The organism is Pseudomonas sp. sp1636 (assembly GCF_030376615.1).
Classification (GTDB): domain Bacteria; phylum Pseudomonadota; class Gammaproteobacteria; order Pseudomonadales; family Pseudomonadaceae; genus Aquipseudomonas.
In genome coordinates, this window is sequence record NZ_JARRAB010000015.1 from 74,759 (window position 1) to 89,634 (window position 14,876).

The window sequence follows — 14,876 nt, forward strand, 5'->3', positions numbered from 1 at the left end:
GAGGAGTCAGTCTGCTGGCGATTTCTCTCGATCGCCAGCAGACTGACTCCTCCAGTCACGACACACGCTTTGAATGCTTCAAGGTACAAGGTAAACCTCAGTGTTAAAACCTCAGGCAATAGCCTGGTTGCATGCCACGGCTCTATTGCTGCTTATTCTTCCCGGCGCTGCCCAGGCAGCGCCGCAACCGATCACCGATCTGCCGCTGCAGGCCGAGGGTGACAATCGCTGGCGACTGCCCGCCGGGCAATACCAAGGTTCGTTCAGCGTCGATCAGCCGATGCACATTCGCTGCGAGCCAGGCGCCGTATTGCAGGGTCAGGGGCAGGGTAACGGCCTGCTGATCAACGCGCCCGAGGTGACCATCGAGGGCTGCACGCTGCTCGATTGGGGGCGGGACATGACGGCCATGAACGCCGCCGTGTTCATTCAGCCCAAGGCCCGCGGCGCGGTGATCAAGGACAACCGCCTGCAAGGCGCGAGCTTCGGCATCTGGGTCGATGGCGCGGCGGATGTCAGCCTGCTTGGCAACAGCATCCAGGGCGATCCGAGCATTCGTTCCCAGGATCGCGGCAATGGCATCCACCTGTATGCGGTACGTGGCGCCAAGGTCATCGGCAACCAGGTGCGCGATGCCCGCGACGGCATCTACATCGATACCTCGAACGGCAACCTGCTCGAGGGCAACACCCTGGAAGACCTGCGTTACGGCGTGCACTACATGTTCTCCAACGACAACCAGGTGCTCGGCAACATCACCCGCCGCACCCGCACCGGCTATGCGCTGATGCAGAGCCGCAAGCTCACGGTGATCGGCAATCGTTCCGAGCAGGACGAGAACTACGGCATCCTGATGAACTACATCACCTACTCCACCCTGCGCGACAATTTCGTCAGCGATGTGCGCAGCGGCTCGACCGGCGACAGCATGATCTCCGGTGCCGAAGGCAAGGCGCTGTTCATCTACAACTCGCTGTTCAACAGCATCGAGCACAACCACTTCGAGCGCAGCGCCCTGGGCATCCACCTGACCGCCGGTTCCGAAGACAACCGCATCGCCGGCAATGCCTTTGTCGGTAACCAGCAGCAGGTCAAGTATGTCGCCACCCGCACCCAGGAGTGGTCGCTGGACGGGCGCGGTAACTATTGGAGCGACTACCTGGGCTGGGACCGCAATGAAGACGGCCTGGGCGATATCGCCTACGAACCCAACGACAACGTCGACCGTCTGCTGTGGCTGTATCCACAGGTGCGCCTGTTGATGAACAGCCCGAGTATCGAGTTGCTGCGCTGGGTACAGCGTGCTTTTCCGGTAATGAAGTCGCCCGGGGTGCAGGACAGCCATCCGCTGATGCAACTGCCGACCACCGATCTGCTGCCCGCCAGCCAGGAGCCAACGCCATGAATGCCGTCGAAATCGAAGGCGTCAGCCAGCACTACGGTCGCATGACCGTGCTGCACGACTTACACCTGTGCCTGGGCGAAGGCGAGGTACTGGGCCTGTTCGGCCATAACGGTGCCGGCAAGACCACCACTATGAAACTGATTCTCGGCCTGCTGCAGGCCAGCCAGGGGCGGGTCGCGGTGCTCGGGCGCACGCCGAACGATTCGGCGGTACGCCGCCAGCTCGGCTATCTGCCGGAGAACGTGACCTTCTACGCGCAGCTCAGCGGACGCGAGACCCTGCGCCATTTCGCCCGTCTCAAGGGCGCCGCGCTGGCGCAGGTGGACGACCTGCTGGAGCAGGTCGGCCTGGCCGACGCTATGAACCGGCGAGTCAAGACCTACTCCAAGGGCATGCGCCAGCGTCTCGGCCTGGCCCAGGCCTTGCTCGGCGTGCCACGCCTGTTGCTGCTCGACGAGCCCACGGTCGGCCTCGACCCCATCGCCACCCAGGATCTCTATCGGTTAATCGACCGTCTGCGTCAGCAGGGCACCAGCATCATCCTCTGCTCGCATGTCTTGCCGGGGGTCGAGGCGCATATCAACCGTGCCGCGATTCTCGCTCACGGTCGGCTGCAGGCGGTCGGCAGCCTGGCCTGCCTGCGCGAAAATGCCGGTCTGCCGGCAGTGATCCGTGCCAGCGGACTGAAGCAGAGCGCGCAACTATTGCAGCGCTGGCACGTCGCCGGGCATGAGGCGCGCTCGGTCGGCGTCGACGGCGTCGAAGTAGAGGTCATCAACGGCCACAAGCTCGGTCTGCTGCGCCAGTTGCTCGGTGAAGGCGAGGCACAGGACATCGACATCCACCAGCCGTCGCTGGAGGATCTGTACCGTTATTACATGGAGCGCGCGGGCATTGTGCCGAGCGCGGAGGGCAGAACATGAACCAGGTGTGGAATATCGCCCGCAAGGAACTCAGCGACGGCCTGCGCAATCGCTGGTTGCTGGCCATCAGCCTGCTGTTCGCCGTGCTGGCGGTGGGCATCGCCTGGCTCGGCGCCGCGGCTTCCGGGCAACTGGGTTTCACCTCGATTCCGGCGACCATCGCCAGCCTGGCCAGTCTGGCCACCTTCCTGGTGCCGCTGATCGCACTGTTGCTGGCCTACGACGCCATCGTCGGCGAGGACGAAGCCGGCACCCTGATGTTGCTGCTGACCTACCCGCTGGGGCGCGGGCAGATGCTGCTCGGCAAGTTCGTCGGCCATGGCCTGATTCTCGCCTTGGCCACCCTGATCGGCTTCGGTTGTGCGGCCCTGGCCATTGCCGTGCTGGTCGACGATATCGAACTGGGCCTGCTGGCGTGGTCCTTCGGCCGCTTTATGCTGTCCAGCACCCTACTGGGCTGGGTATTTCTGGCCATGGCCTATGTCCTGAGCAGCTCCGCCAGCGAAAAATCCAGCGCCGCCGGGCTGGCCCTGGGGCTGTGGTTCCTGTTCGTGCTGGTGTTCGATCTGGTGTTGCTGGCGCTCTTGGTGCTCAGCCAGGGCAAGTTCAGCCCGGATCTACTGCCCTGGTTGCTGCTGCTCAATCCGGCCGACGTGTACCGGCTGATCAACCTGTCCGGCTTCGAGGGCAGCGGCAATGCCGCCGGAGTGATGGCGCTGGGCGGCGACCTGCCCATCGATGGCCCGCTGCTGTGGCTGTGCCTGCTGCTGTGGGTCGGCGTGCCGCTGTTGCTGGCCTATTGGCTATTCCTGCGCCGACCGACGTAGGCTGCGAGAGCGCTATCGCCAGTGGCATCTGCCTGGGTGCGCACCTCGCACCCGGCGAGATTTTTTTCAGATAGAGAGAACAGCAATGAAAAACTTGTATATCGCCACGCGAACCCTGCTGGTAGGGCTGCTCGGCCTGCTGCTGATAGCCTGCAGCGAATCGCCAGAGCCCCAGCAAAGCCTTGGCCCCGTGGCTTTTCACGAGGCTGACGAGTGTCACGTGTGCGGCATGATCATCAACGACTTTCCCGGCCCCAAGGGCCAGGCGGTGGATAAGACCGGGGTGAAGAAATTCTGCTCCGCCGCCGAGATGCTCGGCTGGTGGCTGCAGCCGGAGAACCGCATCGGCACTGCCAAGCTCTATGTACACGACATGGGGCGTAGCGAATGGGCCAAGCCCGACGACAGCCACCTGATCGATGCCACCCAGGCCTTCTATGTGGTCGGCCTCGCCGACAGCGGGCTCAAGGGCGCCATGGGCGCGGTGCTGGCCTCGTTTGCCGATGAAGCGGCCGCACAAAAACTGGCCGCCAGCCACGGCGCCCGGGTGCTACGTTTCGACGAAATCGATCAGGGCGTGCTGCAACAAGCCTCCGCCATGCCGCATGCCGGCATGCACGGACAAGCCAGTCACTAACAGATCGCCTGCACCCGCCATCATTCGCAACTAGGAGATCCACATGGGTATCAGTATCTGGCAGCTTCTGATCGTTCTGCTGATCGTGGTCATGCTGTTCGGTAGCAAGCGCCTGCGCAGCTTAGGCTCCGACCTGGGCGGCGCGATCGGCGGCTTTCGTAAATCGATGGGCACAGACCCGAAACCACAGGAGTCGACCAAGCAGCCTTAGAACAGGCAGGCTTGCTACGGGTGGCGGCCGTAACGCCCCCCGCCATTGTGCGGCGCAAACTCTCTGTACCTGTCGGCTGCGCCGCCGCCTGCCGCTGTGGCGCCTGCACGTGCTGCGCTAACGCGATCTGCGAGCCGCTGTGCCTCAGGCGCTTTTCCAGGCCTGACGCGGAAAGCTGATTGTGGTCAAGTCGCCAAAGCCTCCTCTCCCTGTAAAAAGACGATAACGGTTCCTGCTTTCCCCGGAGCCGCAATGCCCTGGCCGGCGGTGCAGAATCTGCCGCTTGCCGGGCGCTTGACGATCTTTTCAGGAGGCTTGCAGTGCACGTTCTCGATCGGCGTATCGCCCTGAGTATTCCACCCATTTGGCGTCTTGCCTTTCGCCCGTTCTTCCTCGCCGGCAGCCTGTTCGCGTTGCTGGCCATTGCCCTCTGGGTGCTGGCCTGGAGCGGCAACGGCCCGCACTGGCAGCCCACCGGCGGTTGGCTGGCCTGGCACCGGCACGAGATGCTGTTCGGCTTCGCCGCCGCCATAGTGGCCGGTTTTCTCCTGACCGCTGCACAGACCTGGACCGGTCAGCCGGGCCTGAGCGGCAAGCGCCTGATGCTGCTGGCCGGTCTCTGGCTCGCGGCGCGACTGGGCTGGTTGTTCGGTGCGCCGCTGCTGCTGTTGGTTCCGCTCGACCTGAGTTTTCTGCTGGCGGTGGCCGCCTTGCTGGCGCGCATGCTCTGGGTGGTACGGCAGAAGCGCAACTATCCGATCGTCCTGGTGTTGTGTCTGCTGGCGGCGAGCAATGCCTTGCTGCTGGCCGGTCTGGCCCTGGGCGACGATGAGCTGCAGCGCCGTGGCGTGCTGGCCGGATTATGGCTGGTGGCAGCGCTGATGGGGCTGATCGGCGGCCGAGTGATTCCCTTCTTTACCCAGCGCGGCCTGGGCCGCCTGGAAGCGGTCAAGCCCTGGGTATGGCTGGATATTGCCCTGCTGCTCGGCTGCGGCTTGATCGCCGCACTCTATGCCAGCGGTCTGGCCTTGCAGCCTCGAACGCTGCTGGCCGGGCTGTTCCTGGCGCTGGCGGCGGGGCATTTGCTGCGCCTGGCGCGCTGGTACGACAAGGGCATCTGGGCGGTACCGCTGCTGTGGTCCCTGCACCTGGCGATACTCTGGCTGGTGGTCGCTTGTGTCGGTCTGGCGTTGTGGCATCTCGGCCTGTTGGCCACTCCCAGTCCGGCCCTGCATGGCTTGACCATGGGCGCCATGAGCGGGTTGATTCTGGCCATGCTTGCCCGCGTCACCCTGGGGCATACCGGACGGCCGCTGCAACTGCCGTCGGGCATGGTCTGGGCCTTTGCATTGTTCAACCTGGGCTGCGTGGCACGGGTGTTGGTTTACCCGCTCTGGCCGCTGGCAGGGCTGTGGTTGGCGGCAATCGGTTGGTCCTTGGCGTTGGCCATCTATGCCTGGCGCTATGTACCGATGCTGGTCAAGGCGAGGGTGGATGGCCACCCGGGCTGATCGTCCGCACTAAGTGGCGTCTGAACGCCAAATATGGGTTGCCGGTGTGTTATCTAACGCTGCGTGCGGCGGGCTGCCCAGTCATTGATAGTTGGCCCCCAGTGCCCTGGGCGTGGGTGGCCTTGCCGCTCGGCACTGCCGAGCATCGGAGAAGCTGATGAGAATCGAATTCCAGGATCGTCTGGCCGTCGTCACCGGAGCCAGTTCAGGTATTGGTCTGGCCTTGTGTGCCGCGTTGCTGCAGCGCGGCGCCAGGGTGCTGGCAATGTCCCGTAGCCTTGGCGGTTTGCAAGGTCTGCAGGAGAGCTACCCTGAGCGCCTGTTCTGGCATGCCGGCGACGTCACCTCGAGCGAGGATCTCGCCAGCCTCCGCCTGCGCGCGGAGCAACTGGGGCCGGTGGATTACCTGGTGCCCAATGCGGGTATCGCCGAACTGGCCGACAGCCTGGATCTGGCGGCGTTCGATCGGCAGTGGGCAGTCAACGGTGCCGGAGCCTTGAATACCCTGGCCGCGCTGCGTGATGTGCTGGCGTCACCCTGTTCGGTGGTGTTTATCGGCAGTTTTCTCACCCGTTCGAGCTTTCCCGGCCTGGCCGCCTATATCGCCAGCAAGGCGGCGCTTGGCGCCCAGGCACGCACCATCGCCGTGGAATTCGCGCCGCGCGGTGTGCGCGTCAACCTGGTCTCGCCCGGGCCTACGGCAACCGCCATCTGGGGCAGCCTGGGGCTGAGCGACGAGCAACTGGGTCAGGTCGCCGACAGCGTTGCCCAGCGTCTGCTGCCCGGTCATTTTCTCGATGCGGCGGCTGTCGCCAGCGTTATCCTGTTCCAGTTGTCGGCAGGCGCCCGCGGCGTCTATGGCCAGGACTGGGTGGTCGACAATGGCTACACGTTGAGCTGATGCGGATGAGCCGCCTATGTGGCTCAACTGGAAGAAAACCGCCCGCGGCCTGATGCCAAGGGCTTCAGCAGCACCAGCGAGCAGGCGGCGAGCGCGATGCAATCCCTGCACCTGCTGGCCGACAGCCTGCGCCAGGCTATTGAAGCCTCAGCCTTTCGGGCCGGCATCGAGCTGGCCAGCCTGGATGAGCCGTCACTCAAGTTCCTGGTTTACAGCCACCGCTGGCACTACGGCGAGGGCAACCGCGGTCTGCAAAAACCCGACTGCGTCCGGCAAGTCGAGCAACTACATGGCGTCGAGGCGGCGGTGCATTCAGGCAGGGCGCTCACGGGCTCGAGTACCCGCGCAGGGCGGACGGTACGGCACTGACAGTTGCAAGGCGGGCAGTTGCAAGGCGGGGGTGAGGGAAGAGCGAAGTTTGCTTGGGCGGTCGTCGCGCAGCACAGCATCAGCTATCAGCCTGCTGCCTATCGCCGAGTCGCCTCGCCGGCAAGTTGCGGCAGCACATGGGATTCAAGCGAAGAGGGGAGACGCAGGACGCCAGCAGTCTGGCGTCCTGCGGTAAATCATTTAAGTCCCAGCACCCATTCGGCAAGGATCTTGGCTTCTTCGTCGGTGACCGGGTTTGCCGGCATCGGCATCTGACCCCAGGCGCCGACGGTACCGTTCTTGATACGTCCAGCCAGCAGATCGGCGGCACCCTCGGTACCCGCGTACTTGGCAGCGACTTCCTTGAGAGCCGGGCCTACCATTTTCATGTCGAGGTTATGGCATGCCGCACAGGGCTTGCTCTTGAACAGTGCTTCAGCAGCTGCGGGGTCGGCCGCCAGGGCAGATTGCATGCTCAGAACAGCACCCAAGGCCAACAGCGGAGTCAAAAACTTCTTCATGGTATTTCCTCAAGGCGAGTGACGCGGACGATATGACTTGGTAAACGTTGTACCTAGCCTGTGTAGTGATTCATTGCATTGCGGAACCAACTTCGGCCCCAACCAATGTGTAATCGCAAGCAATGCTGCGACAGCAGTTTATTACAAACGACCGAGCATAGCTTGGGGGCGTTTTTCATTGCTTGATTTCAATCAACCGATACGCCCGCCAACTATGCGCCTGCGCACTGCAGTGGTTCAATGCGGTCTATCGCCTCAGGCAACCACGCTCGGTTAGCCGCCTGGCGAACTTGATCGTCCGCGGTCGGGGGCGCTCGGTTTGCAGTAGCTGTTGCGCGCGGTTGAGGCGAGTAGGCGCTCTATTTAACGAAATAGGCGCGCAAGAAATGATCTCCTCAACCTAAGGACAGTGGCTTTTCTACAGGAGGGCAGTGTTAACAGCCCCCCTGGCCGCTCGTGCTCAATGGGAAGTGCCTTCGGCAAATTCGATCTTGTTGCCGACGTTGTATTTGCCCGAGGGTTTGTTCATCGGGATGCGTTTGATCTCCTCGAGGGTCTTGCTGTCGTAGACGATCAAGGCGCCATCGCGATCCCAGACGCTGAGCAGTACGTAGCGGCCGTCCCGGGTGAACTCGACGTGGGCGGCGTTCTTGCCGGGCATTGGTCGCAGGGTATGCGCGATCTCCAGGGTTTGCTTGTCGATCAGGTGCACCGCATCGTTGTTCGGGCCGAAGAACACGTCGGTCCAGGCGTAGGCGGAGTTGATGTGGCTGCGCATGAAGAATCCCGGCCCTTCGGTGGGGATTTCCTTGATTAGCTTCCAGTTTTGCAGGTCGAGCACCGAGATCAGCCCCTGGCTGACGTTCGGCGTGGCGAACACCCATTTGCCGTCGCGCTTCCAGTAGATGCCCGAACCCAGGTGCGGCATGCCGGGCAGGGCGATGTCGATGACCGCCGCGCCGCTGTCGAGGTCGATCACCTGGCCGCCCTTGGCTTTGCGCGAGGTGGCGAGGAGGTGGCGATAATCCGGGGTGAAGGAGAAATCGTCGAGTACGTCGCGGCTCTGGATGCGCCGTGGGACAAAGGTCGGCTCGCCAGCGTAGGACAGTTCCCAGACCTCCTGCACGTCCTTGAGCGCGATCACGAAACTGTCGCGTGGTGGCGCGGTGTAGACGGCGCTGACCCGCGACGGGGTGCCGTCCTGACCAAGCGCCGGGATATGTTTGACCAGCGACAGGTCGCGGGCATCCAGCAACACCAGATTGCCCGGCAGGTAGTTGCCCACCAACACCCAGCGGCCGTCGTTGCTGACCGCCAGGTTGCGGGTATTGAGTCCGGCGCGCACCTCGGCGACCAGGGTCAGGTTGTGCAGGTCGTAGAGGCTGATCCAGCCGTCGCGCGAGGCGAAGTAGACGAAGCGGCCGTCGGGCGAAAATTTCGGCCCGCCGTGCAGGGCGAAGCGTGACTGAAAGCGGGTCAGCACCTCGAACTTGTCGCCATCGAGGATGCTGACATGGTGATCGCCGGCTTCCACCACCACGAACAGGTTCAGCGGGTCGGCGCCGTGCTGCGCGCGGCTGGGCAGCTTGTCGGGATCGGCGAGCAGACGGTGGCTGGCGCGGATCTCGGCATCGCTCCAGGTCGGCGCGGTGGCGGCCGGCTGGTAGAGGTAGCTGACCAGTGCGTCGATCTGCGGCGCGTCCAGCACGCTGGCGTAGGCGGCCATCTGACTGGCCGGACGGCCGTCGCGGATCACCGCGCGCACCTCGTCCGGTTTAATTCGACCGAGGCTTTCCGGCAGCAATGCCGGGCCGGCGGCGCCGAGGCGGTTGGCGCCGTGACAGCTCTGGCAATGTTGCTGGTAGAGCGCTTCGGCTTGCTCGTGCGGGACGCTGGCGGGCGTTGCGGCCTGGGCCAGGCTGGCGAGCAATAGCAGGGGCAAGGGTATCAGCCGCATACGGCCTCCATTTGGCAGTAGGCATGGCCGCGCAAGCGCGCCGGGTATTCGAGGTTCAGCCCGGCGAACAGATCCACCACTTTACCGATCACGGTCAGGGTCGGCGGCGTCAGCAGATGCCGGTCGGCCATGGCGGGCAGCTGCAGCAGGGTGCCGCGCGCCACCTGCTGGTCGGCGCGGGTGCCGTTGCCGATCAGCGCGGCCGGGGTATCCGCGGGCAATCCGGCGGCGATCAGTTGCTGGGATATTTCCCCGAGGCTGGCCAGACCCATGTAGAACACCAGGGTCTGGCCGCCCTGGGCGAGGCTGCTCCAGGGCAGTTTCAGTTCGCCGTCTTCTTGCAGGTGGCCGGTAATGAACTGGCAGGAATGGGCCAGATCCCGGTGGGTCAGGGGAATGCCGGCATAGGCGCTGCAACCGGAGGCGGCGGTGATGCCCGGCACTACCTGGCAGTCGATGCCGCGCTCCAGGGCATACTCCAGTTCTTCCGCGCCGCGGCCGAAGATGAAGGGGTCGCCGCCCTTCAGGCGCACCACGCGCAGCCCCTGGTGGGCGAGGTCGACCAGCAACTGGTTGATCTGCGGCTGTGGCAGGCTGTGATGGCCGCTGGTTTTGCCGACGTAGTGACGGATGCAATCCGCCGGCAGCAAATCCATCAACGCCTGGCTCACCAGGCGGTCATAAACCACCGTATCGGCTTGTTGCAGCAGGCTCCAGGCACGCAGGGTGAGCAGGCCGGGGTCGCCGGGGCCGGCGCCGACCAGGGCGATCTCCCCGGGGGCGAAGGCGGCGCACAGCGAAGCGGGTAGGGCGATGGGCTGGTCCATGCAAACTCCTGAATCTGTCATCGGGCTGAGCGGTTGTCGGTGGCCACGGGGAGCCTTGGTTAGATCGTCATGCTGGGTATGCAGGGCATCGGTTGCAGGCCGATTTCCTCGTCGCTCAGGTAGCAACCGGGGTCTTCGCCCCAGAGGCTGCCTTCGGCCCAGGCGCGGGTGCGGGTGTTGCCGTTGCAGATCGATAGCCAGCGGCACTGGGCGCAGCGCCCGGTGACCGCCCGCGGGTGTTGGCGCAGCTGCGTGAGCAGGGGCTGGGGTTGATCCAGCCAGATCTCGCGAAAGGATTGCCGGCGTACGTTGCCGACGCTGTGCTGCCACCAGTAGGTGTCCGGGTGCACGTCGCCGATGTTGTCGATATTGGCGATACCGCTGCCGGACGCATTGCCGCCCCAGGCCTGGAGCATGCCTTCGAGGCGGGCGCGGTGTTGCGGCAGGTGCGTCTCGACCCACTGCAACAGCAGGACGGCGTCGGCGTCGTTGTTGCCGCTGACGAAGTCGGTCTCGCGGCCGTTCTGCACATCGTCCCAGGCCTGGGCGAACAGTTGCTGCATGGCGTCGCGGGTCATCTGGTGGTGGGCGTCGGCCTTGCGACTGCGACTGCGCTTGCCGCGCCCGCTGTAGTTGAGGTGCGAGAGGTAGAACTTCTGCACGTCGTGCTCGCGCATCAACGCCAGCAGCGCCGGCAATTGCGGATAGTTGTGCTGGGTCAGGGTGGTGCGCAGGCCGACGCGAATATCGTGCTGGCGGCACAGGTCGACGGCGCGCAGGGAGGCGGCGAAGCTGCCCTTGAGCTGACGCCATTCGTCGTGCACCGCTTCCAGGCCATCGATGCTGATGCCGACGTAGTCGAAACGCGCGGCGGCGATCTGCGCGATGTTGCGCTCGTCGATCAGCGTGCCATTGGTGGACAGGGCGACGAAGAAACCTTGGTCGCGGGCGTAATCGGTGAGCTGGAAGATGTCCTCGCGGAGCAAGGGTTCGCCGCCGGAAAGGATCAGTACGCGTACGCCGGTGGCATGCAGATCGTCGATCACGCGCAGGGCGGCGGCGGTGTCCAGTTCGTCGCGGAACTCGCTGTCGGCGGAAGTCGCATAACAGTGCTTGCAGGTCAGGTTGCAGCGCCGTAGCAAATTCCAGATCACCACCGGCGGGCGGGGTCGGCCGGTGCCACGGGCGCCGAGCACTGGGGCGTGCGGTTCAGTCAGGGCGCGCAGGTAATGGCTGATTCTCAACATGAGCGATATTCCTTGGAGATCGTAGCGCTCCCGGCGGGCGCGTAATTCTATGCTTGCAGCATCACTGAGGAAGAATTGCCGCTCCTTGACCGGGAACAATAAAGCGCTGCGCGGCGCTCAGGCGCAGTCCGGTTTTCTTCAGGATGCGGCTACTGACCAGCATCTCGTCGGCGCGGCAGGCAACGCCCAGCAAGGTGCGGATCTGTTCGCGATAGGCATCGATCTGTTCGGCGCTGCGGCCATGCACCATGGCGAACAGGTTGTAGCGCCAACCCTCGCGCCGCGGGCGGCGGTAACAGTGGCTGACGAACGCCTGGGCGCCGAGCAACGGGCCGAGGCGGGCAATCTCGCTGTCGTCCACGTCCCAGACGGTCATGCCGTTGTGCCGATAGCCCAGGCGGTAGTGATTGGGCACTGCGGCGATACGCCGGATAGCGCCCTCGGCCTGCAGCCGTTGCAGCAGCGCCAGGGTCGCCTCGACGCTCAGCTGCAACTGTTCGGCGAGCCAGGCCCAGGGGTCGTCCAGCAGCGGCAGGCCGGCCTCGGTGAGTTCGATCAGGCGACGCGTTAGCTGATCTTCAGACGGGGAAGTGCAAACCGACATGGTAGGTTTCCTCCTTGGGCAGGTTGAGCACCGTCAGCCCGGTCTCGGCTTCGATACGTTGCAGGGTGTCGAGAATGCCCTGCGGGGTTGCGCAACCGAGCACAAACCACATGTTCCAGGCGTGCTCGCGGCGGTAGTTGTGCGCCACCTCGGGCATGGCCGCTAGCCGCTCGGCGACTTCGTCGAAACGCTGTTCGGGCACCGCCAGGGCGGCGAGGGTGAAAGCGCCACCGAGCCGGTCGATGTCGAACATCGGCCCGAAGCGGCTCAGGGTGCCGTCGTCCAGCAACGCTTGCACGCGACTGCGCAGGTGCGCCGAGTCGCTACCCAGTTCTTCGGCCAGTGCCTGCCACGGGTGGCGCACCAGAGGCAGGCCGAGTTGCAGACGATTGAGCAGGCGCCGGTCGAACTCATCCATGGCGCACCGCCTCGGCTGCTGCGGGGGCGTAACGGCCGCCGCACTGTTTGAAGGCGCGACTGCTGAACAGCAGTTGATGGGGTACCTCGCTCAGTTGCTGCTCGGCCAGCAGACGCTCGATCTGCTGGCGCACCTGTTCGCGTTCGCGGCCATGCACCATGCAGAACAGGTTGTAGCGCCAATGCGGCAAGCGGCGTGGGCGCTCGTAGCAGAGGTTGATGCCGGGTGCCTGACCGAGCCGCAGGCCGACGGCTTCGACCTGCTCGTCGGGGATGTCCATCACCAGCATGGCGTTGGCCAGAAAGCCCAGGGCGCGGTGTTTGAGCACCAGGCCGACGCGGCGAAACAGTCCCTGCGCCTGCCACTGCTGCATCTGCTCGAGTACCGCCGCTTCGTCGACGCCGATCTGTTCGGCGAGTACCCGGTAAGGGCGTGGCGCCAGCGGTAAGCCGGTTTCCAACAGGCGGCGCAGGCTAATGGCCTGCGCGGGGGGGAGTGCATGGTTCATGGTAGATCCACCAAAGGAAAACCCAGGTCGATGCGATAGGCGTTACGCATTGGCAGGTCGAGAGGGGGCAGGCCGGTATCGGCTTCGATCTCATCGAGCAGCCGATCGAGGTGCGCGCGATCCGGGCCGGTCAGCACGAACCACAGGTTGTAGGCATGCTCGCGCAGGTAGTTGTGATTGACTTCGGGGTAACGACTGATGCGCTCGGCCACTTGTTCCAGGCGCGCCTCCGGCACCGCCAGCGCGACCAGGGTACTGGCGCCGGCGCGGCTGTGGTCGAACACCGGGCCGATGCGCGACAGGCTGCCGGCAGCACGCAGCCGTTCGAGGCAGGCGAGCACTTCGGCTTCCTCACAACCGAGGGTGTCGGCCATGACCCGGTAAGGTTCGGCGCACAGCGGCATGCCATGCTGGTAGCGCTCGATCAAACGACTGCTGAGTGGATCGATGTTCATCCTATAACCCCGTCTGGTGAGCGCGACTGCTGAAGAAGATGCCGCTCGGGCTCGCCGCCGGCAGACGCTGTAGCAGTTCAATCCGGTAGGGATCCCAAATCTGGATCTCGCCGCTGTCGCGCACCGACAGCCAGAGCTGGTCGCCGCGGGCGGTGAACTCCATGTGCAGCACGCCGGGCCCGGGTTGCAGGTCGGCGACGATTTCATGGGTTTCGCTGTCGATAACCTGTACGCGGTGGTTATCCGGGTGGGCGAAGTTGACCCAGATCTGCCGGGCATCGGGCCGCGCCATGACGAACACCGGCTGACCGGCGACCTCGATGGCGGCGGTTTGCGTCCAACTCTGCGAATCCATCACCAGCACCTGATGCCTGCCCACGGCCGGCACGAAGGTCTGGTTGCCAGCCACGGCCCAGCCCTCCAGATGTGGCATCTTATACACCGGCAGTTTCTGTTGGCCGCGGCCATAGTTGCCGAGCACCCGCTCGACGCCGCGTTCCGGGTGCCAGAGGTCGAGCTTGGCCATGCCGTCCTCACCGAACAGGCCGGCCAGGTAGTAGCGGCCGTCCGGGGTCAGCAGGGCGTCGTAAGGCTGGTTGCCGACGCCGGTGAAACGGCTGATCGCCGGGGTGTTGCCCTGGCTGAAGTCGGCGATCCAGATCTCGCCGGTGTCGAACAGGCTGAAGACGAAACGGCGGCCGGGCGCATCGACCACCCCGACCACCCGTGAATGCTTGCTGCCGTCGGCCAGCGGGGTGGCGGGAATATCGGCCACCAGCGTCAGGGTTTCGACATCGAAGACTTTGACGCCACCCGGTTCGTAGTTACCCACGGCGATCAGGCTGCCGTCCTGGCTAATGGCGCCGCCGATGCTGTTGCCGCCTTGGATCACCCGCTTGTCGATGCGCATGTGCAGCAGGTCGACCTTGCTCAGGCCGCCGTCGCGGCCGAAGACGTAGGCGTAGCGTTGATCGCGGGAGAACACCACAGAGGCATGGGACAGGTCGCCCAGCCCCTCGACCCGCGCCAGGCTGGACTGCTGGCTGCTTTCGATGATTTGCAGGCTGCCGGTGGCGCGCTCCACCACCACTCCCAGGTCGCCGCTGCCGCGCAGCGGTGATTGCGCGCAGGCGCTGAGTAGCAAGCTGGCCGCAGCCAGCAACAGGGTCGAACGAATCATGGCGTTGGGTATCCTTCGAGGAGGCGGTCGACCAACCAGGCGATGTCCGGCTCGTTGAGCAGGGCATTCCAGGGCGGCATGGCGGTGCCGGGGCGGCCGTGGGTCACGGTGGCGATCAGTGCTTCGCGCGGTTTGTTGGCCAAGGCCTGACGGGTCAGGGCGGGGCCTAGCCCACCGGTCATGCGCAGGCCGTGGCAGGAACCACAATCCTGTGCCAGCAGGTGTTGCAACTGGGTTTGACGCTCGACGCTAAGCGCCTCGGCCTCGACCTGGGAAAGCGGTAGAAGCACCAATAGAAGCTGCCCCAGGGTGCGTAAAGCGGAGTGGGCTAGCGGCATGGCGGTGTTCCCTAATAACAGTGGGAGCAGGAGGTTG

General features: G+C 64.6%; 18 protein-coding genes. 8 read left to right on the top strand and 10 right to left on the bottom strand.

Annotated elements, in window-relative coordinates; translation table 11 throughout:
• Window positions 1–118: 118 nt before the first annotated feature.
• The 8 genes from P8H27_RS15380 (at window position 119) to P8H27_RS15415 (ending at window position 6,784) form a co-directional block, all read left to right on the top strand.
• Window positions 119–1,405 (top strand): nitrous oxide reductase family maturation protein NosD, encoded by a 1,287-nt coding sequence (locus P8H27_RS15380; RefSeq protein ID WP_289638526.1) that lies wholly within the window; start codon window positions 119–121, stop codon window positions 1,403–1,405.
• Complete coding sequence (locus P8H27_RS15385) at window positions 1,402–2,328, top strand: ABC transporter ATP-binding protein (RefSeq protein WP_289638474.1); 927 nt, start codon at window positions 1,402–1,404, stop codon at window positions 2,326–2,328. Before P8H27_RS15380 ends, P8H27_RS15385 begins: the two co-directional genes overlap by 4 nt.
• A complete protein-coding gene (locus tag P8H27_RS15390; protein WP_289638475.1) occupies window positions 2,325–3,155 on the top strand; it encodes an ABC transporter permease in 831 nt (276 codons plus the stop codon). The genes P8H27_RS15385 and P8H27_RS15390 overlap by 4 nt, the downstream gene beginning before the upstream one ends.
• 85 nt (window positions 3,156–3,240) lie before the next feature.
• Window positions 3,241–3,792 carry a nitrous oxide reductase accessory protein NosL gene (locus P8H27_RS15395; protein WP_289638476.1) on the top strand — a complete coding sequence of 184 codons (552 nt, stop codon included), beginning with the start codon at window positions 3,241–3,243 and terminating at the stop codon, window positions 3,790–3,792.
• Between the two features lie 43 nt (window positions 3,793–3,835).
• The gene (gene tatA / locus P8H27_RS15400; RefSeq protein ID WP_289638477.1) at window positions 3,836–4,003 is read left to right on the top strand and encodes a twin-arginine translocase TatA/TatE family subunit; all 168 of its coding nucleotides are present in this window, start codon (window positions 3,836–3,838) and stop codon (window positions 4,001–4,003) included.
• Window positions 4,004–4,323: 320 nt separating this feature from the next.
• Window positions 4,324–5,514, top strand: a complete 1,191-nt coding sequence (locus P8H27_RS15405) for an NnrS family protein (RefSeq protein ID WP_289638478.1) — start codon at window positions 4,324–4,326, stop codon at window positions 5,512–5,514.
• Window positions 5,515–5,671: 157 nt separating this feature from the next.
• Window positions 5,672–6,415 carry an SDR family NAD(P)-dependent oxidoreductase gene (locus P8H27_RS15410; RefSeq protein ID WP_289638480.1) on the top strand — a complete coding sequence of 248 codons (744 nt, stop codon included), beginning with the start codon at window positions 5,672–5,674 and terminating at the stop codon, window positions 6,413–6,415.
• 18 nt (window positions 6,416–6,433) lie between these two features.
• Window positions 6,434–6,784, top strand: a complete 351-nt coding sequence (locus P8H27_RS15415; protein ID WP_289638481.1) for a hypothetical protein — start codon at window positions 6,434–6,436, stop codon at window positions 6,782–6,784.
• Between the two features lie 197 nt (window positions 6,785–6,981).
• Here P8H27_RS15415 and P8H27_RS15420 read toward each other — a convergent pair whose 3' ends face one another.
• From P8H27_RS15420 to P8H27_RS15465, 10 genes are all read right to left on the bottom strand, one after another.
• On the bottom strand, window positions 6,982–7,305 hold the full coding sequence (locus tag P8H27_RS15420) for a c-type cytochrome (RefSeq protein ID WP_289638482.1): 324 nt from the start codon (window positions 7,303–7,305) through the stop codon (window positions 6,982–6,984).
• Window positions 7,306–7,765: 460 nt separating this feature from the next.
• Window positions 7,766–9,262, bottom strand: a complete 1,497-nt coding sequence (locus P8H27_RS15425) for a nitrite reductase (RefSeq protein ID WP_289638483.1) — start codon at window positions 9,260–9,262, stop codon at window positions 7,766–7,768.
• Complete coding sequence (gene cobA, locus P8H27_RS15430; protein ID WP_289638484.1) at window positions 9,253–10,089, bottom strand: uroporphyrinogen-III C-methyltransferase; 837 nt, start codon at window positions 10,087–10,089, stop codon at window positions 9,253–9,255. The genes P8H27_RS15425 and cobA overlap by 10 nt, the downstream gene beginning before the upstream one ends.
• 59 nt (window positions 10,090–10,148) lie before the next feature.
• Window positions 10,149–11,336, bottom strand: coding sequence for a heme d1 biosynthesis radical SAM protein NirJ (nirJ, locus tag P8H27_RS15435; RefSeq protein WP_289638485.1), 1,188 nt, complete (start codon window positions 11,334–11,336; stop codon window positions 10,149–10,151).
• A gap of 61 nt (window positions 11,337–11,397) precedes the next feature.
• Window positions 11,398–11,940: a nitrite reductase gene (locus P8H27_RS15440; protein WP_289638486.1), complete on the bottom strand. Its 543-nt coding sequence runs from the start codon at window positions 11,938–11,940 to the stop codon at window positions 11,398–11,400.
• Window positions 11,915–12,358: an Lrp/AsnC family transcriptional regulator gene (locus tag P8H27_RS15445; protein WP_289638487.1), complete on the bottom strand. Its 444-nt coding sequence runs from the start codon at window positions 12,356–12,358 to the stop codon at window positions 11,915–11,917. The genes P8H27_RS15440 and P8H27_RS15445 overlap by 26 nt, the downstream gene beginning before the upstream one ends.
• On the bottom strand, window positions 12,351–12,866 hold the full coding sequence (locus P8H27_RS15450) for an AsnC family protein (RefSeq protein WP_289638488.1): 516 nt from the start codon (window positions 12,864–12,866) through the stop codon (window positions 12,351–12,353). The genes P8H27_RS15445 and P8H27_RS15450 overlap by 8 nt, the downstream gene beginning before the upstream one ends.
• Entirely contained in the window at window positions 12,863–13,321 is a 459-nt protein-coding gene (locus P8H27_RS15455; RefSeq protein WP_289638490.1) for an Lrp/AsnC family transcriptional regulator, read from the bottom strand. The genes P8H27_RS15450 and P8H27_RS15455 overlap by 4 nt, the downstream gene beginning before the upstream one ends.
• A gap of 1 nt (window position 13,322) precedes the next feature.
• Complete coding sequence (locus P8H27_RS15460) at window positions 13,323–14,501, bottom strand: cytochrome D1 domain-containing protein (RefSeq protein ID WP_289638491.1); 1,179 nt, start codon at window positions 14,499–14,501, stop codon at window positions 13,323–13,325.
• Window positions 14,498–14,839: a cytochrome c gene (locus tag P8H27_RS15465; RefSeq protein ID WP_289638492.1), complete on the bottom strand. Its 342-nt coding sequence runs from the start codon at window positions 14,837–14,839 to the stop codon at window positions 14,498–14,500. Before P8H27_RS15465 ends, P8H27_RS15460 begins: the two co-directional genes overlap by 4 nt.
• Between the last annotated feature and the right edge of the window lie 37 nt (window positions 14,840–14,876).

Excerpts from the sequence above, each read along its gene's own strand:
- P8H27_RS15440 (WP_289638486.1), bottom strand. The coding sequence starts at position 11,940 with ATGTCGGTTTGCACTTCCCCGTCTGAAGATCAGCTAACGCGTCGCCTG.
- nirJ (WP_289638485.1), bottom strand. The coding sequence starts at position 11,336 with ATGTTGAGAATCAGCCATTACCTGCGCGCCCTGACTGAACCGCACGCC.
- tatA (WP_289638477.1), top strand. The coding sequence starts at position 3,836 with ATGGGTATCAGTATCTGGCAGCTTCTGATCGTTCTGCTGATCGTGGTC.
- P8H27_RS15450 (WP_289638488.1), bottom strand. The coding sequence starts at position 12,866 with ATGAACCATGCACTCCCCCCCGCGCAGGCCATTAGCCTGCGCCGCCTG.
- P8H27_RS15385 (WP_289638474.1), top strand. The coding sequence starts at position 1,402 with ATGAATGCCGTCGAAATCGAAGGCGTCAGCCAGCACTACGGTCGCATG.
- P8H27_RS15445 (WP_289638487.1), bottom strand. The coding sequence starts at position 12,358 with ATGGATGAGTTCGACCGGCGCCTGCTCAATCGTCTGCAACTCGGCCTG.
- P8H27_RS15420 (WP_289638482.1), bottom strand. The coding sequence starts at position 7,305 with ATGAAGAAGTTTTTGACTCCGCTGTTGGCCTTGGGTGCTGTTCTGAGC.
- P8H27_RS15425 (WP_289638483.1), bottom strand. The coding sequence starts at position 9,262 with ATGCGGCTGATACCCTTGCCCCTGCTATTGCTCGCCAGCCTGGCCCAG.
- P8H27_RS15460 (WP_289638491.1), bottom strand. The coding sequence starts at position 14,501 with ATGATTCGTTCGACCCTGTTGCTGGCTGCGGCCAGCTTGCTACTCAGC.
- P8H27_RS15395 (WP_289638476.1), top strand. The coding sequence starts at position 3,241 with ATGAAAAACTTGTATATCGCCACGCGAACCCTGCTGGTAGGGCTGCTC.
- P8H27_RS15410 (WP_289638480.1), top strand. The coding sequence starts at position 5,672 with ATGAGAATCGAATTCCAGGATCGTCTGGCCGTCGTCACCGGAGCCAGT.
- cobA (WP_289638484.1), bottom strand. The coding sequence starts at position 10,089 with ATGGACCAGCCCATCGCCCTACCCGCTTCGCTGTGCGCCGCCTTCGCC.
- P8H27_RS15455 (WP_289638490.1), bottom strand. The coding sequence starts at position 13,321 with ATGAACATCGATCCACTCAGCAGTCGTTTGATCGAGCGCTACCAGCAT.
- P8H27_RS15465 (WP_289638492.1), bottom strand. The coding sequence starts at position 14,839 with ATGCCGCTAGCCCACTCCGCTTTACGCACCCTGGGGCAGCTTCTATTG.
- P8H27_RS15390 (WP_289638475.1), top strand. The coding sequence starts at position 2,325 with ATGAACCAGGTGTGGAATATCGCCCGCAAGGAACTCAGCGACGGCCTG.